The following is a 25248-nucleotide window of genomic DNA, read 5'->3' as shown; positions in this document are numbered from 1 at the left end:
CGTGATGCGTGAGGGGGAGTCGGGTGGTCGGGAGGGCGTGATGTGCGAGGGGGAGCCGGGTGGTCGGGAAGTCGGGGTGCGTGAGGGGGAACGGTTGGCTCGTGTTGCCCTGGCGCGGACGTTCGAACCAGGGGACGAGAGCGGTGGGCGGTGGCTGCGTGCCTACGGCGCCAGGGGGACCGTCGAGCGGATCGCGGCCGGAGACGAGACGCTCGGTGGGGTGAAACCGGCACGGCTCGCGGGGCTCAGGGAACGGCTGCTCGCCGCGCGGCCCGAGCGGGATCTGGAAGCGGCGACGGCCTGCGGGGCGCGGTTCGTGGTGCCCGGGGATGCCGAATGGCCGCTGCAGCTGGACGACTTGGGGGACTCGCGGCCGATCGGACTCTGGGTCAAGGGGCAGTCCTCGCTGCGGATATGGGCGCTGCGGTCGGTCGCCGTCGTCGGGTCACGGGCCTGTACGCCCTACGGTGCGCACATGGCCCAGACACTGGGGGCGGGACTTGCCGAGCGCGGGTGGGTCGTGGTGTCGGGGGGTGCGTTCGGGATCGACGGAGCCGCGCATCGCGGTGCGCTGTGCGAGGGCGGTGCCACGGTCGCCGTGCTCGCCTGCGGCGTGGACCAGGTGTATCCGGCAGGCCACAAGCAGCTCTTCGCCCGGATTGCCGAACAAGGCCTCCTGCTCAGCGAGTTGTCGCCCGGCTCGCACCCGACGCGCTACCGGTTCATCCAGCGCAACCGCGTCATCGCCGCGCTGACCAGGGGCACCGTCGTCGTCGAGGCCGCGCTGCGCAGCGGGGCTCTGGTGACCGTTCGGCGTGCCCAGCGGCTGGGCCGGCACATCATGGGCGTGCCGGGACCGGTGACCAGCGGGCTCTCCGCCGGGGTGCACCAACTGCTGCGCGGCGAGGGCGTGCTGGTCGCGGACGCCGCCGACATCGTCGAACTGGTCGGAGAGATGGGCGAGCTGGCTCCCGAACGCCGCGGTCCGGTCGTGGCGCGCGATCTGCTCGCACCGCTCGCGGCCAGGGTTCTCGAGGCCTTGCCCGCGCGCGGTACCGCCACGGCCAAGGACATCGCGCGCAGCGCACAGACCGGTGTGGACGCGGCGGTCGGCAGGCTGTACGAGCTGCAGTCCCTGGGGTTCGTCGAACGACACGGCGAGGGCTGGCAGTTGACACGCCAGGCCGTCAACCCGGTCTGTGCCGGGCGAAAGGAGGACTGACACGGGAGGTTGAGCCGTCCGGTGGATCGGCCGTGACCTAGGCGGATCCTGGGATTCGGGCCTTTCGGGCGATCGCGGACGGCGCCGTGAACGTCAGCGGGCGACGCGTATTCGAGCCCATACGAGCAGGGGTGATCCCCTGCCCTTCGCACACTGCGACACTCCAGTCACGCTACGCTCACAAGACTTCCGACTTCGACAAGGCCAACTCAGCTTCACTTCACGGCTCCACAGAACGGCAACAAGGCGACGAATGCCCCAGCACACCTCCGGGTCTGACCGCGCGGCAGTTCCCCCAGCCGCCCGCGGCAGCGTGCGGCCACCCGCACCCGCGTCGCTCGACGAGCTGTGGCGGTCGTACAAGACAACGGGCGACGGAAGGCTGCGCGAGCAGTTGATCCTGCACTACTCACCCCTGGTGAAGTATGTGGCGGGCCGGGTGAGCGTCGGGCTGCCGCCCAATGTGGAGCAGGCGGACTTCGTGTCCTCCGGGGTGTTCGGTCTGATCGACGCGATCGAGAAGTTCGACATCGAGCGCGAGATCAAGTTCGAGACGTATGCGATCACGCGGATCCGGGGCGCGATGATCGATGAACTCCGGGCGCTGGACTGGATTCCGCGCTCGGTGCGGCAGAAGGCGCGCAATGTCGAGCGCGCCTACACCACGTTGGAGGCGCAGCTGCGGCGTACGCCGTCGGAGACCGAGGTGGCGGCCGAGATGGGCATCGCCGTCGAGGAACTGCACGCGGTCTTCAGCCAGTTGTCGCTGGCGAACGTGGTGGCGCTCGAGGAACTGCTGCACGTGGGCGGCGAAGGCGACCGCCTCAGCCTGATGGACACGCTCGAGGACACCGCGGCCGACAATCCGGTCGAGGTCGCCGAGGACCGCGAGCTGCGGCGGCTGCTCGCGCGGTCGATCAACACGCTGCCCGAGCGGGAGAAGACCGTCGTCACGCTCTACTACTACGAGGGTCTGACGCTCGCGGAGATCGGCAATGTGCTGGGTGTCACGGAGAGCAGGGTCAGCCAGATCCATACGAAGTCGGTGCTGCAGTTGCGCGCGAAGCTGGCGAGTTTCGGTCGCTGAATCGGTACTGCCGGGCCGAGCCCTGCTGTGTGGTGTGGTGCGGACCGTGTCGGGCCGGGGGTGCGGACCGTGTCGGGCCGGTGGTGCGGACCCGGGCCTGGCCGGTCCGTCCGAACCGATTCGTCCGAACAGGTCCGTCCGAACAGGTCCGTGCCGGTGCTCGCGGGTGCGGTGGGGGCGTGCAGGGGACGTGTGTGCTCCCCAGGGAGTGGCGTGGCTCCGTAGAGTGGCAACCGTGCCAAGGATTCGAGCGGCCTCTGTGGCCGAGCACCGGTCGATGCAGCGTGGCGCTCTTCTCGACGCCGCGCGCTCATTGCTGTCCGAGGGCGGTACGGAGGCGCTGACCTTCCCCGCGCTCGCCGAGCGGACTGGCCTGGCCAGGTCGTCGGTCTACGAGTACTTCCGTTCGCGCGCCGCGGTCGTCGAGGAGCTGTGCGAGGTCGACTTCCCGGTGTGGGCCGCCGAGGTCGAGTCGGCGATGGAGGCGGCCTCGACGCCCGAGGGCAAGGTCGAGGCGTATGTGCGCTCTCAGCTCGCGCTGGTGGGGGATCAGCGGCACCGCGCCGTGGTCGCCATCTCGTCGAGCGAGCTCGACGCCGGGGCGCGGGAGAAGATCCGGGCTGCGCACGGTGGGCTTGTGGCGATGATCGTCGAGGCGCTTGCGGCGTTGGGGCAGGAGGAGCCTCGGATGGCGGCGATGCTGCTGCAGGGTGTGGTGGACGCGGCGGTGCGGCGGATCGAGGGCGGGGCGGTGGGGGATCAGTCCGCGATCACGGATGCGGCTGTGGGGATGGCGTTGCGGGGCGTTTGCGGCTGAGGGCTCTGCAATGGGGCGTTTGCGGTTGAGGGCTCTTGGCGGGGCCGGGTTGAGGCGGCGGTGTGCCAGACCAGCAGCCAGCGCAAGCACCGCGGCCTGCACCGTGTCCGTCGGGCCCGCCATCGTTGCCGCCCCGACCGGCATCGGCTCTGATCCAGCCCCCGGTTCCGGTACGTCGAAGACAGGGAGCAGGCGGGACGGCCCCCGGCGCAGCATCCACGGGGGCAGCAGGCCGAGCGGGTCGAGGTAGGTCTCACCGCGGAGCAGGCCCCAGTGCAGGCAGGCACCAGGGCAGTGGAACGGGCCGTCCTCCAGGACGGCGACCACCTCGCCCGCGCTCACCTCGTCGCCCTCGTCCACGACCGCGCGTACCGGCTCATACGTCGTACGCAGCGGAGGGTCGCCCGAGCCGGTCAGCTCGATGGACAGCACGCCCCGTCCCGCGACCCGGCCCGAGAAGGACACCGTGCCGCCAGCCGCCGCCCGCACAGCAGTGCCAGGGGCGCCCGCGAGGCCGACGCCCGGGTGGCCGGCCCCGTACGCCGCCGCGGGCGGATCCCAGCCACGTACGACCGGGGGCCGGTCGCCGACGGGCCAGGCGCGGTCGCCGTCCGGCGCCGGAGCGGGAGCCGGGAGGTCCACGGCAGCCCAAGCCGTAGTCCCAGGTCCCAGCAGGACCCCCGCGACAGCTGCGAACAGCACGGTCACGGCTGCGAGCAGCACGGTCACGACGCTCGCCCGCGGCCTCCGCAATCGTCCGGCCGCCCTCCGGATCAGGTTCTCGTTCATGCCCGGCACGGTCCCAGAACCCCCGGAATCAAGCGGATCTTGGCCGTGAACTGTGGATAACCGGCCGCTTGTGGACAGCGGCGTCACCCGGTGCCTTCCGGGTCCCGTACACTTCATGTGGCGATCCGGGTCACCGGGTCGACTTCGCACGCCCCGACTCCGCCGCTTTCGCAGCCGTCGGAGTCAGCGCCCCATCGGTCCCGTACCTCATCGGTATGCGGCAGGGGTGCGCGAGGGCGTCAGGCACATAACCGAGAAAACACAAGGAGTACGGCCATGGCCGTCGTCACGATGCGGGAGCTGCTGGAAAGCGGCGTCCACTTCGGTCACCAGACCCGTCGTTGGAACCCGAAGATGAAGCGCTTCATCTTCACGGAGCGCAACGGCATCTACATCATCGACCTTCTCCAGTCGCTGTCGTACATCGACCGCGCCTACGAGTTCGTCAAGGAGACCGTCGCCCACGGCGGTACGGTCATGTTCGTCGGCACGAAGAAGCAGGCGCAGGAGGCCATCGCCGAGCAGGCCACCCGCGTCGGCATGCCCTACGTCAACCAGCGCTGGCTGGGCGGCATGCTCACCAACTTCTCGACCGTCTACAAGCGTCTGCAGCGCCTCAAGGAGCTCGAGCAGATCGACTTCGACGACGTCGCCGCGTCGGGTCTCACCAAGAAGGAGCTTCTCGTGCTCTCGCGCGAGAAGGCCAAGCTGGAGAAGACCCTCGGTGGTATCCGCGAGATGTCCAAGGTGCCCAGCGCCGTCTGGATCGTGGACACCAAGAAGGAGCACATCGCTGTCGGCGAGGCCCGGAAGCTCAACATCCCGGTCGTCGCGATCCTCGACACGAACTGTGACCCCGACGAGGTCGACTACAAGATCCCGGGCAACGACGACGCGATCCGCTCCGTCACCTTGCTCACCCGCGTGATCGCCGACGCCGTCGCCGAGGGCCTCATCGCCCGCTCCGGTGCCGGCAAGGGCGCCGAGGGTGACAAGGCCGCGGGCGAGCCGCTCGCCGCGTGGGAGCGCGACCTCCTCGAGGGCGAGAAGAAGGCCGACGAGGCTCCGGCCGCTGCTGAGGCCGAGGCCGAGAAGCCGGCCGAGGCTGCTGCTGAGGCCCCCGCCGCCGAGGCTCCGGCCGCTGAGGCCCCCGCCGCCGAGGCCCCGGCCGCCGAGGCCGAGCAGGCCTGACGCCGCACGGTTCCAGGTTCGGTAAGTGACGGCGGGGGCCCCAGGGCCCCCGCCGTTCACCCGTAGACCTTCGTCCAAAGACTTCGAGAAAGATTCACTGAATCATGGCGAACTACACCGCCGCCGACGTCAAGAAGCTCCGTGAGCTCACCGGTGTCGGCATGATGGACTGCAAGAAGGCGCTCGACGAGGCCGACGGCGACGTCGACAAGGCCGTCGAGGCGCTCCGTATCAAGGGCCAGAAGGGCGTCGCCAAGCGCGAGGGCCGCTCTGCCGAGAACGGCGCGGTCGTCTCCGTCATCGCCGACGACAACACCTCCGGTGTCATCGTCGAGCTGAAGTGCGAGACGGACTTCGTCGCCAAGGGCGACAAGTTCCAGGCCGTCGCCAACACGATCGCCGAGCACGTCGCCAAGACCTCCCCGGCCGACATCGAGGCGCTGCTCGCGTCCGAGATCGAGGCCGGCAAGACCGTGCAGGCGTACGTCGACGAGGCCAACGCCCAGCTCGGCGAGAAGATCGTCCTGGACCGCTTCGCGCAGTACAACGACGGCTTCGTCTACGCCTACATGCACCGCACGATGCCCGACCTGCCGCCGCAGATCGGTGTTCTCGTCGAGCTCGACAAGGCCGACGCCGCGACCGCCAAGGGCATTGCGCAGCACATCGCCGCCTTCGCGCCGAAGTACCTCACCCGTGAGGACGTTCCGGCCGAGGTCGTCGAGTCCGAGCGCCGCGTCGCCGAGGAGACCACCCGCGCCGAGGGCAAGCCGGAGGCCGCGCTCCCGAAGATCGTCGAGGGTCGCGTCAACGGCTTCTTCAAGGACGCCACCCTTCTTGGACAGCCGTACGCGCTCGACAACAAGAAGTCCGTCGAGAAGGTCCTGGCCGAGGCCGGTGTCTCCCTGAAGCGCTTCTCGCGCATCAAGGTCGGCATCTGAGTCCGTACCGCGACCGACGGTAGACCCCGATAGGGTCGACGCCAGTCGCCCGCCCACGCCTCGTGCGGGCGTGCGGACGACTGTAGATCTGACGAGGAGGCCATTGCCGCGCAGGGATTCAACACCCCCCGGCAATGGCCTTCTTGTATGTGCACCATGGAATGTGCACCACGGCACCACTAGGGAGAAATTCCATGTCCCATGCCGATGACGGCAAGAAGTCCGGCCGCTTTCTGCTGAAGCTCTCCGGCGAGGCGTTCGCCGGCGGGGGCGGCCTCGGCGTCGACCCCGACGTGGTGCACGCCATCGCCCGCGAGATCGCCGCGGTCGTCCGCGACGGCTTCGAGATCGCGGTCGTCATCGGCGGCGGCAACTTCTTCCGCGGCGCCGAACTGCAGCAGCGCGGTATGGACCGGGCCCGCTCCGACTACATGGGCATGCTCGGCACCGTCATGAACTGCCTTGCCCTGCAGGACTTCCTGGAGAAGGAAGGCATCGACTCCCGCGTCCAGACCGCCATCACCATGGGCCAGGTCGCGGAGCCGTACATCCCGCTGCGCGCCGTGCGTCACCTGGAGAAGGGCCGTGTGGTCATCTTCGGTGCCGGTATGGGCATGCCGTACTTCTCCACCGACACCACCGCCGCACAGCGCGCCCTCGAGATCGACGCCGAGGCCATGCTGATGGGCAAGAACGGTGTCGACGGGGTCTATGACTCCGACCCCAACAAGAACCCCGACGCGGTCAAGTTCGACGCTCTCGAATACGGCGAGGTCATCACGCGTGACCTCAAGGTCGCCGACATGACCGCGATCACCCTGTGCCGGGACAACAAGCTGCCGATTCTTGTCTTCGAGCTCATTACGGCGGGCAATATCGCTCGCGCGGTCAAGGGTGAGAAGATCGGCACGCTCGTGAGCGACCAGGGCACTCGGAGCTGACCTCCTTGGTTCCGGGCCGGTCCCCGCGTACGTAGCGGGGATGGACAAAGCCCTGCCGGTCGGACACCGTGCAGGAAAGAGACGGACTTAGCCGGCCGCCCCGTGCATGCCGGGCCACTCAAGACACGCAGGAGCAAGTGGTGATCGAAGAGACCCTCCTCGAGGCCGAGGAGAAGATGGAGAAGGCCGTCCTGGTCGCCAAGGACGACTTCGCCGCGATCCGCACCGGGCGTGCGCACCCGGCGATGTTCAACAAGATCGTGGCCGACTACTACGGCGCCCTCACGCCCATCAACCAGCTGGCGTCGTTCTCGGTGCCGGAGCCGCGGATGGCCGTGGTGACCCCGTTCGACAAGAGCGCACTGCGCAACATCGAGCAGGCGATCCGCGACTCGGACCTCGGCGTCAACCCGAGCAACGACGGCAATATCATCCGGGTGGTGTTCCCCGAGCTCACCGAGGAGCGCCGCCGCGAGTTCATCAAGGTCGCCAAGAGCAAGGCCGAGGACTCGAAGGTCTCGATCCGCGCCGTGCGCCGCAAGGCCATGGACACCATCCACAAGGCCGTCAAGGACGGCGAGGTCGGCGAGGACGAGGGCCGTCGCGCCGAGAAGGAGCTCGACGACACCACCTCCAAGTACGTCGCACAGGTGGACGAGCTGCTCAAGCACAAGGAAGCCGAGCTGCTCGAGGTCTGATGAACGACTCTTCCTGGGGGGCTCCGCCGCAGGCCGGCTATTGGGGACCGCCCGAGATGGGCCCTGTCCAGGGGCGCCCGGAGGCGGGTCCTGCCTACGATGAGCCGGAAGTCCAGCAGACCCGGCCCATGCCTGTCGTACCGGATGTCACTGATGTGCAGACGGCTGCCGGCGCGGACCAGGACCAGTACGGAACGGGGGCCACTCGGCTGAGCGGCCCCCTGTTCCGCGACGAGATGCCACAGGAGCCCATGCCCAGCGCCGCCCCCTCGCCCTCGGGTGAGCCTTCCGAGCCGCCGCGGCACGCGGCGCCGCAGGCCGGGGACCAGGGCGCGCAGCGGGCCTGGGACCAGGGCGGGCCGCAAGCCGGGGTTCCTTCGGCACCGGTCGCGCCCGCTGCCGCGCCCAAGCAGAAGAAGCGGGCCGGCCGGGATCTGCGGGCGGCCATAGGGGTCGGTGTCGGGCTCGGCGCGGTGATCATCGCGTCGCTCTTCATCGTCAAAGCGGTCTTCATCGGCGTGATAGCGATCGCCGTCGTGGTCGGTCTGTGGGAGCTCACGGCACGGCTGCAGGAGCGCAAGCAGATCAAGGCCCCGCTGGTGCCGCTCGCGGTCGGCGGTGCGGCCATGGTCGTCGCCGGCTATGTCCGCGGGGCCGAAGGCGCCTGGGTCGCGATGGCCCTGACCGCGCTCGCGGTCCTGGTCTGGCGGATGACCGAGCCGCCCGAGGGCTATCTCAAGGACGTCACGGCCGGGGTGTTCGCGGCGTTCTACGTGCCGTTCCTCGCGACCTTCGTCGCCCTGATGCTCACGGCGGACGACGGTCCGCAGCGCGTGCTGACCTTCCTGCTCCTCACCGTGGTCAGCGATACCGGTGCGTACGCGGTCGGCTGGCGCTTCGGCAAGCACAAGCTCGCGCCGCGCATCAGCCCCGGCAAGACCCGTGAGGGGCTGCTCGGTGCGGTCTCGTTCGCGATGGTCGCGGGTGCGCTGTGCATGCAGTTCCTGATCGACGACGGGACCTGGTGGCAGGGTCTGCTGCTCGGTCTCGCGGTCGCGGCGAGCGCGACGCTCGGTGACCTCGGCGAGTCGATGATCAAGCGCGATCTCGGCATCAAGGACATGGGCACGCTGCTTCCGGGCCACGGCGGGATCATGGACCGGCTGGACTCGCTGCTGCCGACCGCTCCGGTGGTCTGGCTGCTGTTCGTCGTCTTTGTCGGCACCGGCTGACCTGAGTTTTCTTACGAAGAGGGGCTTGTCCACAGGGTGGCGAGCCCCTTTTCGTATGCCTGGGTGCATGGGGACACCGTGCCCAAGCCCGGAGGGAGTACCGGCTCCGTCACTGCCTGGTGACGGATGCAGGATGGGACGGGGGGTCGGTCGGTATGCGGTGGGTGTTCCGGTGGATCGTCAGGGGCTCGGGCGAGACGAGGTCGCTCGACGTGTACGACGTCGCGTTCTTGGCGGGTGGGACCCAGTACGTGGTGGACAGCGCGGTCATCGCGCTGAACCGGCGTGGGCTGCTCGTGGTGCGATCTGCCCAGGTGCGTTCCGTGGCCGGGGAGCAACCTCTGCATCCGGTCGAGCGCGCTCTCGTCGCCTTCTGCCGGCGCCCGACGAATATCGACATCGTGCGAGCCGTCCTGCAACGCTCGCCGGAGGCCGAGAAGATCGGCCGTGAGCTGGCCACGTGGGGTCTGGTGGAAGGCGCGGAGCGCCAGGTGACCCGTGCTGGCCCCGAAGGCACACGGGCGGCAATCGGCGCTACGACGACCCCGGCTCCGGCCCGGATACGCATGCCGGTGGCGGTCACAGCGGCGGGGGCGGGGGCGGTGAGTGAGGTCCCACTGAGTGAACGGCCCCGTGTGCCACGGTGGGCTGCGGCCCTACAATCGAACACATGTCCGATACTGTGGTCTTCTCGCCTTGCGCTGCTGCGCCCCCGATAGTCGTGCACCCGCCGCTGGGTACGGGAGGTCGGCGTGTGACCGTGCGCGGACAGATTCTCGGCCTCGCGTACTCCGACGCGGATGTGATCGAGTTCCTGCGCCGCGCCGGGCTCCCTGAAGCCGAACAGCTCCTCGATGATGAGGCGTGGGTGACATGGCTCGGCGGGAGGGCGCATCACTACGGCGCGGCGTGAAAGCTCGGCGGACGTCCAAGGGTGACCTGCAACGAGCGAGGGGTGACCGGTGCCGAAACGCTCGGCGGCAGGTGGTGGCGATCCATCTGCGACACTTGGAGCACCATGCCCAAGCCCGGAGAACTCACTTTCGTCGCCCCCCGCGGAGCCAAGAAGCCGCCGCGGCACCTTGCCGATCTCTCGCCCGCCGAGCGCAAGGAGGCCGTGGCCGCGGTCGGCGAGAAGCCGTTTCGCGCCAAGCAGCTCTCGCAGCACTACTTCGCGCGGTACGCCCATGACCCCGAGCAGTGGACGGACATTCCGGCCGCCGCGCGCGGGAAGCTCCAGGAGGCGCTGCTGCCGGACCTGATGTCCGTCGTGCGGCATATCTCCTGCGATGACGACACCACCCGCAAGACCCTGTGGAAGCTGCACGACGGGACGCTCGTCGAGTCCGTCCTGATGCGCTATCCCGACCGGGTCACCATGTGCATCTCGTCCCAGGCCGGGTGCGGGATGAACTGCCCGTTCTGCGCGACCGGGCAGGCCGGTCTCGACCGGAACCTGTCGACCGCCGAGATCGTGCACCAGATCGTCGACGGCATGCGCGCACTGCGCGACGGTGAGGTGCCGGGCGGTCCCGCGCGGCTGTCCAACATCGTCTTCATGGGCATGGGCGAGCCGCTCGCCAACTACAACCGCGTGGTCGGCGCCATCCGTCGCCTCACGGACCCGGAGCCCGACGGGCTCGGCCTCAGCCAGCGCGGCATCACCGTCTCCACGGTGGGCCTCGTCCCGGCGATGCTGCGCCTCGCCGACGAGGGCTTCAAGTGCCGTCTCGCCGTCTCGCTGCACGCACCGGACGACGAGCTGCGCGACACCCTCGTACCGGTCAATACGCGGTGGAAGGTGCGGGAGGTGCTCGATGCCGCGTGGGAGTACGCGGAGAAGTCCGGGCGGCGGATCTCGATCGAGTACGCGCTGATCCGGGACATCAACGACCAGGCCTGGCGCGGTGACCGGCTCGGCCGGCTGCTGAAGGGCAAGCGGGTGCATGTCAATCTCATTCCGCTGAACCCGACGCCGGGCTCCAAGTGGACCGCCTCGCGGCCCGAGGACGAGAAGGCCTTCGTCGAGGCGATCGCCGCGCATGGTGTACCGGTCACCGTCCGGGACACCCGGGGGCAGGAGATCGACGGCGCCTGTGGTCAGCTGGCGGCGTCCGAGCGCTGACGCCCGTCCGAGCGCTGACGCCCGTACGGGCGCTGAGGCGCCCACTACGCGCCGACGCTCGTACAGACGTCCGGCCGCCACCAGGTAGCCTGGCCGAAAACATCTGCATATTCCGACAGGGGAGCGCCACAGCGCTGAGAGTGCGGACGCCTGCATCATGCGAGACAGGCCGCCGCAGACCCTCTGAACCTTGCCCGGGTCATTCCGGGTAGGAAGTTCGGTCACCACTCGAGCTGTTGCGCCCTGCCCGGAAACCCATGAGCGGTTTCCGGACAGGGCCGCGTCTCTTCCTGGTCACTTCCAGGAGGAATCAGTGAGCAACACCCGCACCATCACGATCACCGCCGTGGCCACCGGCCTCGGCATGGTCGCCCTCGCCGCCTGCGGCTCCGGCTCCGGCGGGTCCGGGAGCGGCACGGACGGCGGCTCCAAGACCGTCACGCTCGTCAGCCACGACTCCTTCAACGCGTCCAAGGACGTGCTCGCCGCGTTCGAGAAGGAGTCCGGCTACAAGGTCCAGGTCCTCAAGAGCGGCGACGCCGGTTCGGCCGTCAACAAGGCCGTGCTCTCCAAGGGCAACCCGCAGGGCGATGTCTTCTTCGGCGTGGACAACACGCTGCTCTCGCGCGCTCTCGACAACGGCATCTTCCAGTCGTACGAGGCCAAGGGCCTGGCCGGTGTCCCTGCCGCGCTGCAGCTCGACAAGGGGGAGCACCGGGTGACGCCGGTCGACACCGGTGACATCTGCGTCAACTACGACAAGGCCTACTTCGAGCAGAAGAAGCTGGCCCCGCCGCAGTCCTTCGACGATCTGATCAAGCCCGAGTACAAGGATCTTCTCGTCACCGAGAACGCCGCCACTTCCTCGCCCGGTCTCGGCTTCCTGCTCGGCACGGCCGCCCAGTACGGCGACGACGGCTGGGAGGGCTACTGGTCGAAGCTGAAGGACAACGGCGTCAAGGTCGTCGACAGCTGGGAGCAGGCGTACAACGAGGAGTTCTCGGGTTCGGCCGGCGGCAAGAAGGCCAAGGCCGACCGGCCGCTCGTCGTCTCGTACGCATCGAGCCCGCCGGTCGAGGTCCTGTACGCCGAGCCGCAGCCGAAGGAAGCGCCGACCGGGGTCTCCACCGGGACCTGCTTCCAGCAGACCGAGTTCGCGGGGCTCCTGGACGGTGCGAAGAACGAGAAGGGCGGCAAGGCGCTCATCGACTTCCTGATCTCGAAGAAGTTCCAGGAGGACATGCCGCTGCAGATGTTCGTCAACCCGGTGATCGAGGACGCCAAGCTGCCCGAGCTGTTCACGGAGCACGGCGCGAAGGTCGACGACCCGAAGACCATGGACCCCAAGAAGATCGCGGACAACCGTGAGGACTGGGTCAAGTCGTGGCAGTCGCTGGTCGTCAAGTAGGCCCCCGCGTACGGGATGTGAAGGGCGGCGCGGTCCGGTTCGGTCTGATGGCCGTGCCGGTCGCGTTCTTCGCGCTGTTCTTCGCCTACCCGGTCGCGGCGATCGTCGGGCGTGGTCTGAAGGCCGACGGGGCCTGGCAGTTCGGCCGGTTCGGTGAGGTGCTCGGCGATCCGGGGATCCAGCACGTCCTGTGGTTCACGACCTGGCAGGCGCTCGCCTCGACCGCGCTCACGCTGCTGATCGCGCTGCCGGGCGCGTATGTCTTCGCGCGCTTCGACTTCCCGGGCAAGCAGGTCCTGCGGGCGGTCGTCACCGTGCCGTTCGTGCTGCCCACGGTCGTCGCCGGGTCGGCCTTCCTCGCCCTGCTCGGGCGCGGCGGGCTGCTCGACGAGGCCTGGGGCGTACGGCTCGACACCACGGTGTGGGCGATCCTGCTCGCGCATGTCTTCTTCAATTACGCCGTCGTCGTACGGACGGTCGGCGGCCTGTGGTCGCAGCTGGATCCGCGCCAGGAGGAGGCTGCCCGCATGCTGGGCGCCTCACGGTTCGCCGCCTGGCGGACCGTGACGCTGCCGGCGCTCGGGCCCGCGGTGGCGGCGGCCGCGCTGATGGTGTTCCTGTTCACCTTCAGCTCGTTCGGGGTGGTGCTGATCCTGGGCGGGCCCGCCTTCTCGACGCTCGAGGTCGAGATCTACCGGCAGACCGCCCAGCTGCTTGCCCTCGACACCGCCGCGGTCCTGACGATGGTCCAGTTCGTCGCGGTCTGCGGGATCCTCGCCGTGCACGCGTGGACGGTGCGGCGCCGCGAGGCCACGCTCAAGCTGGTCGATCCGGCGCGCACCGCCCGCAGGCCGCGGGGAGCGGGCCAGTGGGCCCTGCTCGCCGGGGTGCTCGCGACCGTGGCGCTGCTGATCGTGCTGCCGCTCGGCGTGCTCGTGCAGCGCTCCTTCGCCACCGCCGAAGGCTTCGGGTTCGGCTACTTCCGGGCGCTGACCTCGGCGGACGGCGGGGCCTTCCTCGTACCGCCGATCGACGCCGTGTGGAATTCCCTCGAGTACGCGGTCGTCGCCACCGCGATCGCCGTCCTGGTCGGCGGGCTCGCGGCCGTGGCGCTGACGCGGCGCGCGGGTCGTTTCGTACGGGGCTTCGACGCGCTGCTCATGCTGCCGCTTGGCGTCTCGGCGGTGACCGTCGGGTTCGGGTTCCTGATCACGCTGGACAAGCCGCCGCTCGACCTGCGGGCCTCCTGGATCCTCGTACCGCTGGCGCAGGCGCTGGTCGGAGTGCCCTTCGTCGTACGCACGATGCTGCCCGTCCTCCGGGCGGTGGACGGGCGGCTGCGCGAGGCCGCGGCGGTGCTCGGGGCCTCACCGTGGCGGGTGTGGCGCGAGGTCGATCTGCCCATGGTGCGCCGGGCTCTGCTGATCGCGGCCGGGTTCGCCTTCGCCGTATCGCTCGGTGAGTTCGGGGCGACGGTCTTCATCGCGCGGCCCGACAACCCGACCCTCCCGGTCGCCGTGGCCACGCTGCTCGGCCGGGCCGGTGAGCTCAACTACGGGCAGGCGATGGCCCTTTCGACGCTGCTGATGCTGGTGTGCGCCGTGTCGCTGCTGCTGCTCGAACGGATTCGTACGGACAGGACCGGGGAGTTCTGATGGCCCTACATGACGGAACCCTGCTCGCCCTCGAAGGCGCCGGTGTCCGCTTCGGCGGGCACGCGGCTCTCGACGCCGTGGACCTGGAGGTCGCCGAGCACGAGATCGTCTGTGTGCTCGGGCCCAGCGGCAGCGGCAAGTCGACGCTGCTCAGGGTGGTCGCCGGGCTGCAGGACCTCGACTCCGGGCGGGTGCTGCTCGGCGGACGCGACCAGCGCGGGGTGCCCGCGCACCAGCGGGGCGTGGGCCTGATGTTCCAGGACCACCAGCTGTTCCCGCAGCGGGACGTCGGCGGGAACGTGGCCTTCGGGCCCCGGATGCACGGCGCGTCCCAGGCCGAACGGGCCGCCCGCGTGGCCGAGTTGCTCGACCTCGTCGGACTGCCGGGCGCGGCCCGGCGCGCGGTCGGCTCGCTCTCCGGCGGCGAGCAGCAGCGCGTGGCGCTCGCCCGTGCGCTCGCGCCCCGGCCCCGGCTCCTGATGCTGGACGAACCGCTCGGCCAGCTGGACCGCTCCCTCAGGGAGCGCCTTGTCGTCGAACTCCGAGAGCTGTTCGGCGAGTTGGGTACCACCGTGCTCGCCGTCACCCACGACCAGGGCGAGGCCTTCGCGCTCGCGGACCGGGTCGTGGTGATGCGCGACGGGCGGATCGCCCAGTCCGGAGCGCCGCTCGATGTGTGGCAGCGGCCCGCGGACGCCTTCGTGGCGCGCTTCCTCGGCTTCGACAACGTGGTCGAAGCGACTGTCACGGGCGAGGCGGCCGACACCGTATGGGGCAAGGTCCCGGTGCCCGCGGACACTCCGCCCGGTCCGTGCGAGCTGCTGATCAGGCCCGCGGGCGTACGCCTGGTGCCCGCCGCCGAGGCGCAGTTGACGTGCGCGGTCGCCGCCCGCACCTTCCGTGGCACGCACGTGGCCCTGCACCTCAAGCCGTCGGACGCGCCCCGCCTCGAAGCGGCCTGCGCGCTGCGGGACGCGCCGGAGCCGGGGAGCGAGGTCGGGGTGGCCTTCGACGCCGGGGAGATCGTGGTGCTCGGCGGCTGACTTCCCGCGCGCTTCGTACGCGGGGGCAACCTTCCCCGCCCCTGCGGCAACCACAGGGCGGACCGTGCCGCCCGGCACGGGCACCCCCACCTCACGGAGTGCAAGCGCGTATGAGAGAGCCCCGCAGCAGGGCCCGGCCCCGCGGGCGCAGACCCGTCGTGGGGGCGGGCGCCCCGCTCGCGGTGGCCGCCGCGGGCGCCCTCGCGTACGGCGGCGGCCTGTTCGGCATCGACGGCGCCGGCAAGGCGTCCGCCGCGGCCGCCGCCCCGGCCTGGGCCGACGACACCGCCGACGGCTTCGCGTCCGTCAACTCCCAGGGGCAGAACGGCACATACGGTGGCCGTGACGGCAAGACCGTCACCGTGAAGACGCTCGCCGACCTGGAGAAGTACGCCACGGCCTCCGAGCCGTATGTCATCGTCGTCGCCTCGGCGATCAAGATGGACCCCGTCGGCAAGGAGATCAAGGTCGCCTCCGACAAGACGATCGTGGGCGCCGGCACCTCCGGCGAGATCGTCGGCGGCGGCTTCTTCCTCGGCCAGGGCGTGCACAACGTCATCATCAGGAACCTGACGATCCGCGACTCCTACCAGGGCGTCTGGAACGACAAGGAGCACGACTTCGACGCCGTCCAGATGGACGGTGCGCACCATGTCTGGATCGACCACAACGATCTGCGGCACATGGCGGACGGCCTGATCGACGTCCGCAAGGACTCCACGAACATCACCGTCTCCTGGAACAAACTCGCCGACAACAACAAGACCTTCGGCATCGGCTGGACCGAGAACGTCGTCACCGACATCACGATCCACCACAACTGGATCCGCGAGACCGAGCAGCGCAACCCCTCGACGGACAACGCCGCCCACGCGCACCTGTACAACAACTGGCTGCAGGACGAGCCCGGCACCGGCATCACGTCCTCGTACGGGAACTACTCGCGCGGCAGGACCAAGATGGTCCTGGAGAACAGCTACTTCCAGGGCGTCAACAACCCCGTCACCAAGGACGCCACGGCCGCGGTCGTGCAGCGCGGCAGCGTCTTCTCGGGGACGAGCGGGCGCAATGAGAGCGGCGGCACGGCCTTCGACCCGAAGAAGTTCTACGCGTACACCCTGGACGAGGCCGCGCGGGTGCCGGCCCTGCTCAAGTCGGGCGCGGGGCCGAGGAGTTCGATCGGTACTGCGGCGGACGCGCCGGTGGTGAAGGCTGCCACCACCCTGACCGTCGCCAAGAGCGGCGCCCAGTACAAGACCGTCCAGGCCGCCGTGAACGCCGTCCCGGCGAACAACCCCGCGCGCGTGGTCATCAAGGTCGCCCCCGGCACATATCGCGAGACCGTTACCGTCCCCGCGGACAAGCCGCACGTGACGATCGTCGGCACCGGACCGAGCCGCAAGGACACGGTCATCGTCGAGGGGCACGCCGCCGGGATGACCAAGCCGGACGGCTCGACGTACGGGACGCCCGGCAGCGCCACGGTCAGCGTCAAGGCCGACGACACCCAGCTGCGCAACCTCAGTGTCACCAACGACTTCGACGAGGGCGCCAACCAGCACATCTCCGGGCACCAGGCGGTCGCCCTGCTGACCATGGCCGACAAGGTCTTCCTCGACTCCCTGATCGTGAGCGGCGACCAGGACACCCTGGAGATGGAGACCGCCGCCAAGGGCAGGCTCGGCCGGGTCTACGTCAAGAACTCCTACGTCGTCGGCAACGTGGACTTCGTCTTCGGACGCGCCACCGCCGTACTCGACAAGTCCGTGATCCAGCTCAAGAAGCGCTGGAACGGCCAGTCCGCGGGCTATGTCACCGCGCCGAGCACGGAGTCGAACCGCAAGGGCATCCTCATCGTCAGCTCGAACATCACCGGCGATGTGTCCGACCGGACCTTCCACCTCGGCCGCAACTGGCACCCGGGCGGCGACACCACCGTCGACCCGCAGGCCACCGTTCGCAACTCCACACTCAGTGCCGCGATACGGACCGCGCCGTGGACGGACATGGGCGGATTCCCGTGGAAGCAGGACCGGTTCGCCGAGTACCGGAACAGCGGCCCCGGCGCCGGCGCGGCGAGCGCGGACCGGCCGCAGCTGACCGACGCCCAGGCCACGGGCCAGGAGATCGGTGACTGGCTGGGCGACTGGACGCCGACTGCGCAGTAGACGCGCGAGCGGTCGTACGGGGAGCTCAAGGCCCGTCGTACGACCGCTCGGTGGGCCTCGTCAGCCGGTCATGCCCTGGGCGGTGAGCTGCTGCAGGGCCTCTGCCGCTTCCTCGACCGAGTCGACGAGAGCGATCCGCGACGCCATCGAGCGCTCCCGCGCGAGGGCCTGGAGCAGGGGCCAGGCGGGCAGTTTCTCGGTCCAGTGGGAGCGGCCGACCAGGACCATTGGGGTCGGTTCGCCGCGGGACTCGTAGTAGTTGGGCGTCGCGTTGTCGAAGATCTCCTGGACCGTGCCGGCCGCGCCGGGCAGGTAGATCACGCCCGCGTTGGAGCGCGCGAGCAGTCCGTCCTCGCGGGTGGCGTTGGCGAAGTACTTCGCGAGATGGGCGGCGAAGGCGTTCGGCGGCTCGTGTCCGTAGAACCAGGTGGGGATGCCGACCGAGGCGCCACCCGCGGGCCAGCGCTCGCGCACGGCGAAGGCGGCCTGGGCCCAGTCGGTGATCGACGGGGTGAACGAGGGGGCCTTGGCGAGGAGTTCGAGCGCCTCGTCGAGCATCGCGTCGTCCTGCGCGCAGGCGTACGCACCGAGGTTCGCCGCCTCCATCGCGCCGGGGCCGCCGCCGGTGGCGACCGTGAATCCGGCCCGCGCGAGTGTCCGGCCCAGTCGGGAGGCGCCCGCGTACTCCTCGGTGCCGCGGGCCATCGCGTGGCCGCCCATCACACCCACCACCCGGGCGCCGACGAGGAGTTCGTCCAAGGCGTCCGAGATGGAGTCGTCGTGGACCGCGCGCAGCATCGACGCGAACACGTCGCCGTCGGCCTTGGTCTCCTGGAACCACTGGTACGCGCGGGCGTCGGGCGTCGCCTCGTACGAGGAGGCCAGACCCGCGAACAGCTCCTGCGGCGTGTAGAGATGCCCGCGGTACGGGTCGAACGGGAGGCCCGGAACCGGCGGGAACACCAGGGCGCCGGTCGCCCGCACCTTGGCGGCCGCGTCCGGTTCCATCGGGCAGCCGAGGAAGACGGCGCCCTCGGTGTCCGCGGTGAGCAGCGCGAAGGTGCGTTCCGTCAGATCCACGGCCTGGATGCGGTGGTGGGCGAGCGAGCCCCGGGCCAGGACCGCGTCGAACTCCTCGAGGGTCTCGATCTCGCGGTCGGTCGTGGGCGGTGGGGGTGTGTGGTGGTCGGGCACGTTCGCCAGCTTACGGGCGGCCCGTCCCGGCGTCGGGTTCTTGCCCGGGCGCCCTCCTCTTTCGCCTGTGGCTCAGGTCACAGGTGCTTCCCTGTCAGGAATCGGGGCGCTGTCCCGCTCTATCCGCGAAGACCGACCGAACCGACGGGAGCACCCCATGAAGCACCGCATCGTCGTCCTCGGCGCCGGCTACGCCGGGGCCTACGTGGCCGGGAACCTGGCCCGCAGGCTGTCCCCGGCGGACACCGAGATCACCGTGGTCAACGCCGTGCCGGACTTCGTCCAGCGGCTGCGGCTGAACCAACTGGCGGCCGGTCACGACGTCCAGGCCCCGCCGCTCACCGACGTCTTCGCGGGTACGGGGATCCGGCTGCGTGTGGGCAGGGTGACCGCCGTCCACCCCGAGCGCCGGGTCGTCACCGTGGCCGACGCGGACGGCGGCGGCGACCTCGGCTACGACACGCTGGTGTACGCGCTCGGCAGCCAGGTCGCCGGCCACGGTGTCCCCGGTGTGGCCGAGCACGCCTTCGACGTCGCGGGCCGTCCTTCGGCGCTGCGTCTGCGCGAGCGCCTGGACGGTCTGGGCGAAGGCGGCAGGGTGCTGGTCGTGGGCGACGGGTTGACCGGGATCGAGACCGCCACCGAGATCGCGGAGACCCGGCCCGGCCTGTCCGTGGCGCTTGTCGCCCGCGGAGAGCTGGGCGCCCGGCTTTCTCCGGGAGCCCGGGGCCACCTGCGCCAGGCCTGCGAGCGGCTGGGTGTCACCGTTGTGGAGCACACCGCCGTCGAGGCCGTCGAAGCGAACCGGGCGCTGTGCGCCGACGGCACCGCCCTGATGTCCGACGCGACCGTGTGGACGGCCGGGTTCGCGGTCAGCTCCCTGGCGGCCGCGGCCGGTCTCGAGGTCACCGAGAACGGCCGGATCCTCGTCGACCGCACCATGCGGTCCGTCTCGCACCCGGAGATCTACGCCGTCGGCGACAGTGTGCATGCCCTCGGCGACAACGGCCTGCCCCTGCCGATGTCCTGCGGGTCGGCCGGCTACACCGGCCGGCAGGCCATCGAGGCGATCGTGGGACGTCTGACCGGCGGGAAGATCGCGAAGGTCAAGCTGGTCTACCTGTACAACGCCATCAGCCTGGGGCGGCGGGACGGGATCTGGCAGTCGGTCGACGGGGAAGCGCGGGCCAAGCCGAAGTACACGGGCGGCCGGAGGGCCGCGCGGATCAAGTCGCTCATCGAAAAGGGATCGCTCTGGGGCACCTCGCACCCGACGTTCGGCCTGCCCAGGCGCAAGCGCCGCCTGGCCGCGGCGCACGCTGGGTCGGCCGAGGCTTCCGCGGCGCAGGCCGGGTCGGCCGAGGCTTCCGCCGTGCGGGCGGGGTCCGCCGAGGCTTCCCCCGTGCAGGCCGGGCTCGCCGTGAAGTCCGCCGAGTTTTCGACCGACGCCACCGACCAGCAGTCCGCCGCCTAGGGTGATCTCCGTGGACAGCACGACCACCGACCACTTCGACACCGACAGGTTCGAGGCCAGCCGCGGCCGGCTGGCCTCGCTGGTCTACCGGATGCTCGGCTCGGCCACCGATGCCGAGGACGTCGTACAAGACGCGTTCCTGCACTGGCAGGCCGCCGACCGCCAGCGGATCAGGGTGCCCGAGGCCTGGCTCACCAAGGTGGTCACCAACCTGTGCCTCGACCGGCTCCGCTCGGCGCAGGCCCGCCGCGAACGCACCGCCGGCGCCTGGCTGCCCGAGCCCCTCCTCGACGGTGACCCGATGCTCGGCCCGGCCGACACCTTCGAGCAGCGCGAATCGGTCTCGCTCGCCGTGCTGACCCTGATGGAGCGCCTGTCACCCCCGGAACGGGCCGTCTATCTCCTGCGCGAGGCGTTCTCGCACAGCCATGCCGAGATCGCCGAGATCCTCGACATCACCGAGTCCGCGAGCCAGCAGCACCTCCACCGCGCCCGTGGCCGTGTCACCGCAGCGCGCCGCCGCGGCCGTGCGGAGGTCGACCCCACGTCGGCCCGCAGGGTCGTCGAGGAGTTCATCCTCGCCGCGACCTCCGGCCGGACCGAGCGCCTGGTGGCCCTGCTCACCGACGACGCCACCGCGGTCTCCGACGGCGCGGGGCTGACCGAGAAGCTGCTGCGGTACGACACCCCGGAGCGGATCGCCGCCGTCGCACGGGCAGGCTTCAAGTCCACGCCCGCGAAGCGGCGCCTCGCCGGCGGTGCGTCCGATGTCCACTACGCGCTCGTCAACGGCGCCCCCGCCCTCCTCTTCGTGCCCGACGGCAAGATCGTCGGTGCCGTCACCTTCGACCTCGTGGACGGCCGCATCACCACCGTCCGCGGCATCGCGGCCCCCGCCCGCCTGGTCCGCCTGACGGAATCCTGGCGGCGGTTCGGGACGGGTGAGCCGCTGATCACCGAGTGGTGACCGCGGCCGGGCCGCGCTGTCAGTGCCGTCGATTAGATTCGGTCTCTTCGGCCCGATCAGCGGGTCACCGGCGACCGGGAGACGGAGTTCATGGCGAAGGCCCAGGTGAAGCCGGCGCTGGGCCGTGAGTTCCGGTGGCTGTGGGCCGCGTACGGCGTCAGCATTCTCGGGACCTGGCTGGCCTTCGACGCCTTCGCGCTGATCGCGGTCCTCGCGCTGGACACCGGTCCGGCCGGGGTGTCCGTGCTGGCCGCGGCCGGACCCGCGGTGGCCGCTGTGGTCGCGGTGCCGCTCGGGCCGTGGATGGAGTTCCGGTACAAGCGGCCCGTGATGATCGGGATGGATCTGGTCCGCTGTGCGGCGCTGCTCACCGTCCCCGTCGCGTATGCCCTCGGCGCTCTCTCGCTCGCCCAGCTGCTGCTCGTGTCCGTGGTGGTCGGTGCGGCGGACATCGCGTTCACGGCGGCCAGTGGTGCCACGCTCAAGGCGCTCGTACGGCCCGAGGATCTGCTCGCCGCCAACGGTCGCTTCGAGTCGACGATGTGGACCGCGACCCTCGTCGGGCCCCCGCTGGGCGGCGCCGCCGTGGGTCTGTTCGGTCCGGTGCTCACCGTGGCCGCGAATGCGGTGAGCTTTCTGCTCTCCGCGCTGGGGATCCGGGCCATCGGAGGTTCGGAGGCGGCGCCGGCCCGTAGGCAGGACCATCCGCCGGCCCGCATCGGCGACGGTTTCCGCTTCCTGCTCGGCCACCGTGAGCTGCGGCCGCTGTTCCTCAACACGGTGCTGGTCAACGCGCTGATCATGACCAGTGCCCCGCTGCTCGCCGTGCTCATGCTGGGGCCGCTCGGCTTCGCGCCCTGGCAGTACGGGCTTGCCTTCGCCGTTCCGTGTCTCGGCGGGCTTCTCGGTTCGCGGCTCGCCCGTCGTCTCGTGCCTCGTTTCGGCGAGCGGCGCGTCCTGTTGGGCGCCGGAGTTCTGCGGGTCTGCTGGCCCGTCGGCCTGGCCTTTGTTCACTCCGGTACGAGTGGGCTCGTGCTCGTCATGGTGGTTGAGTTCGGGTTGATCACCTGTGCGGCGGTCTACAGTCCGGTGCTCGCCACTCGGCGGCTCGCTGCTCTGCCCACTGATCACGTCAGCCGTGTCCTGGCCGCCTGGTCGGTGGCTGCCAAGGGAACGACCGCGTTGCTCACCGCGGCATGGGGTCTGCTCGCCGCGGTGATCGGTCCGCGCGAGGCCCTCGCCGTATCGGGGGTGCTGTTGCTTTTGACGCCGTTGTTGCTGGGGTGGGGGCGCCTGCGGCGGGTTTTTCTCCCCGACCCGCCCCTTCCCGAAACCGGAGGCTCTGCCCCCGGACCCCCTGCATCCGAACTTCGTTCGGATCTGCTCAAGCGCCGCAGGGGCTGAAAGGTCTGCTCAATCGCCGCAGGGGCTGAAAGATCTGCTAAATGATGTGCTCAGGCCGTACCGGCACCCGCCGCAGGGGTTTGCCCGTTGCCTGGCGGATGGCCGAGACGATGGCCGGGGTCGAGGAGAGTGTGGGGGCCTCGCCCGCGCCGCGCAGGCCGTACGGGGCGTGGGCGTCGGCGAGTTCGAGGAGATCGACCGGGATGGGTGGGGTGTCGAGGATGGTCGGGATCAGGTAGTCGGTGAAGGACGGGTTGCGGACCAGGGACGTCGCCGGGTCCACGACGATCTCCTCCATCACCGCGAGCCCGAGCCCCTGTGTCGAGCCGCCCTGGATCTGGCCGAGGACGGAAAGGGGATTGAGCGCTTTGCCGACGTCCTGCGCGCAGGCCAGCTCGACCACTTTCACCAGGCCGAGCTCGACGTCCACCTCCACCACCGCGCGATGCGCCGCGAACGAGTACTGCACATGCCCGTTGCCCTGCCCGGTCACCGGATCGAAGGGCTCGGTGGGCCGGTGGCGCCACTCCAGCTCCAGGTCGACGGCCTCGTCCTCCAGTACGTCGACGAGATCGGCCAGCGCCTCACCGCCGGCCCCGACCACCTTGCCGCCCGCGAGCCGCAGCCCGTCGGCGGAAGGCCAGCCGAACTTCCGCCGCCCCAGGGCCAGTACGGCCTCCCGCACCGCCTCGCAGGTGTGCTTGATCGCGCCCCCGGTCACATACGTCTGCCGTGACGCCGAGGTCGAGCCCGCGTTGCCCGCCGAGGTGTCGGCCGGCCGCAGCGTCACCTGCGAGACGCCCAGTTCCGTACGGACGATCTGCGCGTGCACCGTCACCCCGCCCTGGCCCACCTCGGCCATCGCGGTGTGCAGGGTCACCACCGGCTCCCCGGCGACCGCCTCGAGCCGCACCCGCGCGGTCGAGTAGTCGTCGAAGCCTTCCGAGAACCCGACGTTCTTGATGCCGACCGCGAAACCCACACCCCGTACGACACCCTCCCCGTGCGTGGTGTTGGAGAGCCCGCCCGGCAGATCCCGCAGGTCGGCGGCGGAGCCGGCCGCTGTCCACTGGGCCTGGGGAGGCAGCGGCAGCTCGCGCACCCTGCGCAGCAGCTCGGCCACCGGCGCCGGGGCGTCCACGCTCTGCCCCGTGGGCATCACGGACCCCTGGGACATGGCGTTGCGCTGCCGGAACTCGACCGGATCCAGACCGAGTTCGGCCGAGACCCGGTCCATCTGGGACTCGTACGCGAAACAGGCCTGCACCGCCCCGAAGCCGCGCATCGCGCCGCAGGGCGGGTTGTTGGTGTAGAGCCCGAGCGCCTCGACGGCGACGGTCTCGCAGTCGTACGGACCGAGGGCCAGCGAGGCGGCGTTGCCGACGACCGCCGGGGTCGACGACGCGTAGGCGCCCCCGTCGAGCACGATCCGCGCCGCCACATGCGTCAACTTGCCGTCGCGGGTGGCCCCGTGCTCGTAGTGCAGCCTGGCCGGATGGCGGTGGACATGGCCGAAGAAGGACTCGTACCGGTTGTAGACCATCTTCACCGGCCGGCCCGTGTGCAGCGCGAGCAGGGCGGCGTGCGCCTGCATCGAGAGGTCCTCGCGCCCGCCGAACGCGCCGCCCACCCCGGAGAGCGTCAGACGCACCTTGGCCTCGGGCAGTCCGAGCACGGGCGCGATCTGCTTACGGTCGACATGCAGCCACTGCGTGGAGACATAGAGATCGATCCCGCCGTCCTCGGCCGGCACCGCGAGCCCGGACTCGGGACCGAGGAACGCCTGGTCCTGCATGCCGACTTCATAGTCCTCGGCCACGATCACATCGGCCCGCCGCCGGGCCCCCCGCCAGATCGCCGCGCACGACCCGCTGGCGGTGGACGATGTTGGGATGCGGTACGTGCCGGGCGTGCGCGTCGTCGCGGTCCGGATGCAGTACGGGTGCGTCCGGCGCGGTCGCCGTGGCCTCGTCGGTGACGGCGGGCAGCACCTCGTAGTCGACGGCGATCCGTTCGGCGGCCCTGCGCGCGGTCTCCGGATGATCGGCGGCGACCAGCGCCACGGGCTCACCGTGGAAACGGACCCGGCCGTCGCACAGCACCGGCTGATCGGTGATCTCCAGGCCGTATGTCTTCGCGTGCGCGAGGTCCCCGTACGTCAAAACCGCCTGGACACCGGGCACTTGAAGGGCCGGGCCGATGTCCAGGCGGGTGATGCGTGCGTGGGCGTGCGGGGCGCGCAGGGTGTGGCCCCACAGCATGTCCTCATGCCAGAGGTCCGAGGCGAAGGCGAACTCGCCGGTGGTCTTGAGCGTCCCGTCGGGCCTGAGTGTCGACTCGCCGATGCCGCCCGGGGTGCGGGTGCCCTGGGTGAGGCCGGTCGGGGTGCCTGCGACTCCGGTCATGGTCTCAGGATCAGCCCTGGACCATCGCCGGGTCCATCCACATGACCTCGAAGTGGTGGCCGTCGGGGTCCTGGAAGGAGCGGCCGTACATCTGGCCGTAGTCCTGGGGGTCCTTGGCGTGCGTGCCGCCGGCCGCGAGCGCGCGGTCGCAGAGCTCGTCCACCGCCGCACGGCTCTCGGCGCTCAGACAGATCAGCGCCTCGTTGGCCACGGCGGAGTCCGAGATCGGCTTCGAGGCGAACTCGGCGAACTTCTGCTCCGCGAGCAGCATGATCACGATGCTGTCGCTGATCACCACGGAGGCGGTGTTCTCATCGCTGAACTGCGCGTTGATGGTGTAGCCGAGCTCCGTGTAGAACTTCTTCGCCGCGTCGATGTCCTTGGTGGCGAGGTTGATGAAGACCATCTGCTGGTACGCGTTGTCCGCCATGTCGTCCGCTCCTGTTATCGATGTGATCGTTGATGTTCGTTACGCAGGGATAGACGG

General features: G+C 70.1%; 21 protein-coding genes, 2 pseudogenes and 1 riboswitch. Of the genes and pseudogenes, 18 read left to right on the top strand and 5 right to left on the bottom strand.

Going from position 1 to position 25248, the window contains the following annotated elements:
- Positions 1 to 40 precede the first annotated feature (40 nt).
- From dprA to JAO81_RS10040, 3 genes are all read left to right on the top strand, one after another.
- Positions 41 to 1222: a DNA-processing protein DprA gene (gene dprA / locus JAO81_RS10050; RefSeq protein WP_199547499.1), complete on the top strand. Its 1182-nt coding sequence runs from the start codon at positions 41 to 43 to the stop codon at positions 1220 to 1222.
- A gap of 253 nt (positions 1223 to 1475) precedes the next feature.
- Positions 1476 to 2309 (top strand): RNA polymerase sigma factor WhiG, encoded by an 834-nt coding sequence (gene whiG, locus JAO81_RS10045; protein WP_165337161.1) that lies wholly within the window; start codon positions 1476 to 1478, stop codon positions 2307 to 2309.
- A 259-nt stretch (positions 2310 to 2568) separates the two neighbouring features.
- Entirely contained in the window at positions 2569 to 3126 is a 558-nt protein-coding gene (locus JAO81_RS10040) for a TetR/AcrR family transcriptional regulator (RefSeq protein ID WP_199547498.1), read from the top strand.
- A 297-nt stretch (positions 3127 to 3423) separates the two neighbouring features.
- Here the strand turns inward: JAO81_RS10040 and JAO81_RS10035 are convergent.
- Positions 3424 to 3915, bottom strand: a pseudogene (locus JAO81_RS10035) (peptidoglycan DD-metalloendopeptidase family protein); the annotation flags it as partial.
- Positions 3916 to 4191: 276 nt separating this feature from the next.
- Here JAO81_RS10035 and rpsB point away from each other — a divergent pair.
- From rpsB to JAO81_RS10010, 5 genes are all read left to right on the top strand, one after another.
- Positions 4192 to 5106, top strand: a complete 915-nt coding sequence (rpsB, locus tag JAO81_RS10030) for a 30S ribosomal protein S2 (RefSeq protein ID WP_199547443.1) — start codon at positions 4192 to 4194, stop codon at positions 5104 to 5106.
- Between the two features lie 104 nt (positions 5107 to 5210).
- Positions 5211 to 6047, top strand: coding sequence for a translation elongation factor Ts (tsf, locus tag JAO81_RS10025; protein ID WP_199547442.1), 837 nt, complete (start codon positions 5211 to 5213; stop codon positions 6045 to 6047).
- Positions 6048 to 6241: 194 nt separating this feature from the next.
- Positions 6242 to 6988: a UMP kinase gene (gene pyrH / locus JAO81_RS10020; protein WP_199547441.1), complete on the top strand. Its 747-nt coding sequence runs from the start codon at positions 6242 to 6244 to the stop codon at positions 6986 to 6988.
- A 140-nt stretch (positions 6989 to 7128) separates the two neighbouring features.
- Complete coding sequence (frr, locus tag JAO81_RS10015) at positions 7129 to 7686, top strand: ribosome recycling factor (protein ID WP_199547440.1); 558 nt, start codon at positions 7129 to 7131, stop codon at positions 7684 to 7686.
- The gene (locus tag JAO81_RS10010) at positions 7686 to 8918 is read left to right on the top strand and encodes a phosphatidate cytidylyltransferase (protein ID WP_199547439.1); all 1233 of its coding nucleotides are present in this window, start codon (positions 7686 to 7688) and stop codon (positions 8916 to 8918) included. Before frr ends, JAO81_RS10010 begins: the two co-directional genes overlap by 1 nt.
- 109 nt (positions 8919 to 9027) lie before the next feature.
- Here the strand turns inward: JAO81_RS10010 and JAO81_RS42365 are convergent, their stop codons facing one another.
- On the bottom strand, positions 9028 to 9189 hold the full coding sequence (locus JAO81_RS42365) for a hypothetical protein (protein ID WP_233415143.1): 162 nt from the start codon (positions 9187 to 9189) through the stop codon (positions 9028 to 9030).
- On the opposite strand from JAO81_RS42365, the gene JAO81_RS43935 reads away from it, so the two are divergent.
- From JAO81_RS43935 to JAO81_RS09975, 7 genes are all read left to right on the top strand, one after another.
- Positions 9131 to 9637 carry a TIGR04222 domain-containing membrane protein gene (locus JAO81_RS43935; protein WP_374194278.1) on the top strand — a complete coding sequence of 169 codons (507 nt, stop codon included), beginning with the start codon at positions 9131 to 9133 and terminating at the stop codon, positions 9635 to 9637. The two genes, JAO81_RS42365 and JAO81_RS43935, sit on opposite strands and share 59 nt — an antisense overlap.
- Positions 9589 to 9831, top strand: coding sequence for a hypothetical protein (locus JAO81_RS10000; protein WP_199547437.1), 243 nt, complete (start codon positions 9589 to 9591; stop codon positions 9829 to 9831). The genes JAO81_RS43935 and JAO81_RS10000 overlap by 49 nt, the downstream gene beginning before the upstream one ends.
- 105 nt (positions 9832 to 9936) lie before the next feature.
- Entirely contained in the window at positions 9937 to 11043 is a 1107-nt protein-coding gene (gene rlmN / locus JAO81_RS09995) for a 23S rRNA (adenine(2503)-C(2))-methyltransferase RlmN (protein WP_199547436.1), read from the top strand.
- A 107-nt stretch (positions 11044 to 11150) separates the two neighbouring features.
- A riboswitch (TPP riboswitch) is annotated at positions 11151 to 11276 on the top strand.
- A gap of 80 nt (positions 11277 to 11356) precedes the next feature.
- Complete coding sequence (locus JAO81_RS09990) at positions 11357 to 12451, top strand: thiamine ABC transporter substrate binding subunit (protein ID WP_199547435.1); 1095 nt, start codon at positions 11357 to 11359, stop codon at positions 12449 to 12451.
- Between the two features lie 47 nt (positions 12452 to 12498).
- Entirely contained in the window at positions 12499 to 14106 is a 1608-nt protein-coding gene (locus JAO81_RS09985; protein ID WP_199547497.1) for an iron ABC transporter permease, read from the top strand.
- On the top strand, positions 14106 to 15149 hold the full coding sequence (locus tag JAO81_RS09980) for an ABC transporter ATP-binding protein (protein ID WP_199547434.1): 1044 nt from the start codon (positions 14106 to 14108) through the stop codon (positions 15147 to 15149). The genes JAO81_RS09985 and JAO81_RS09980 overlap by 1 nt, the downstream gene beginning before the upstream one ends.
- Positions 15150 to 15259: 110 nt before the next feature.
- Complete coding sequence (locus JAO81_RS09975; RefSeq protein WP_199547433.1) at positions 15260 to 17317, top strand: pectinesterase family protein; 2058 nt, start codon at positions 15260 to 15262, stop codon at positions 17315 to 17317.
- Positions 17318 to 17377: 60 nt separating this feature from the next.
- Here the strand turns inward: JAO81_RS09975 and JAO81_RS09970 are convergent, their stop codons facing one another.
- Positions 17378 to 18511, bottom strand: coding sequence for an LOG family protein (locus JAO81_RS09970; RefSeq protein WP_199547432.1), 1134 nt, complete (start codon positions 18509 to 18511; stop codon positions 17378 to 17380).
- Between the two features lie 157 nt (positions 18512 to 18668).
- Between JAO81_RS09970 and JAO81_RS09965 the strand changes: the two genes are divergently transcribed.
- The 3 genes from JAO81_RS09965 to JAO81_RS09955 all read left to right on the top strand — a co-directional run bounded on the left by JAO81_RS09965 (position 18669) and on the right by JAO81_RS09955 (position 22356).
- On the top strand, positions 18669 to 19985 hold the full coding sequence (locus tag JAO81_RS09965) for an NAD(P)/FAD-dependent oxidoreductase (RefSeq protein WP_199547431.1): 1317 nt from the start codon (positions 18669 to 18671) through the stop codon (positions 19983 to 19985).
- Between the two features lie 10 nt (positions 19986 to 19995).
- A complete protein-coding gene (locus JAO81_RS09960; RefSeq protein WP_199547430.1) occupies positions 19996 to 20952 on the top strand; it encodes a sigma-70 family RNA polymerase sigma factor in 957 nt (318 codons plus the stop codon).
- Positions 20953 to 21042: 90 nt separating this feature from the next.
- Positions 21043 to 22356 (top strand): MFS transporter, encoded by a 1314-nt coding sequence (locus tag JAO81_RS09955; protein ID WP_199547429.1) that lies wholly within the window; start codon positions 21043 to 21045, stop codon positions 22354 to 22356.
- Positions 22357 to 22393: 37 nt separating this feature from the next.
- Here the strand turns inward: JAO81_RS09955 and pucD are convergent.
- Together pucD and JAO81_RS09945 are read right to left on the bottom strand one after the other, a co-directional pair.
- Positions 22394 to 24761: pseudogene (gene pucD, locus JAO81_RS09950) on the bottom strand (xanthine dehydrogenase subunit D).
- Positions 24762 to 24771: 10 nt separating this feature from the next.
- Positions 24772 to 25191, bottom strand: coding sequence for a VOC family protein (locus JAO81_RS09945; RefSeq protein ID WP_199547428.1), 420 nt, complete (start codon positions 25189 to 25191; stop codon positions 24772 to 24774).
- Positions 25192 to 25248: the final 57 nt, after the last annotated feature.

The sequence above is a fragment of the Streptomyces sp. N35 genome (assembly GCF_016464295.1).
Lineage (GTDB): Bacteria > Actinomycetota > Actinomycetes > Streptomycetales > Streptomycetaceae > Streptomyces.
This window is presented reverse-complemented; position numbering and strand designations above follow the sequence as displayed.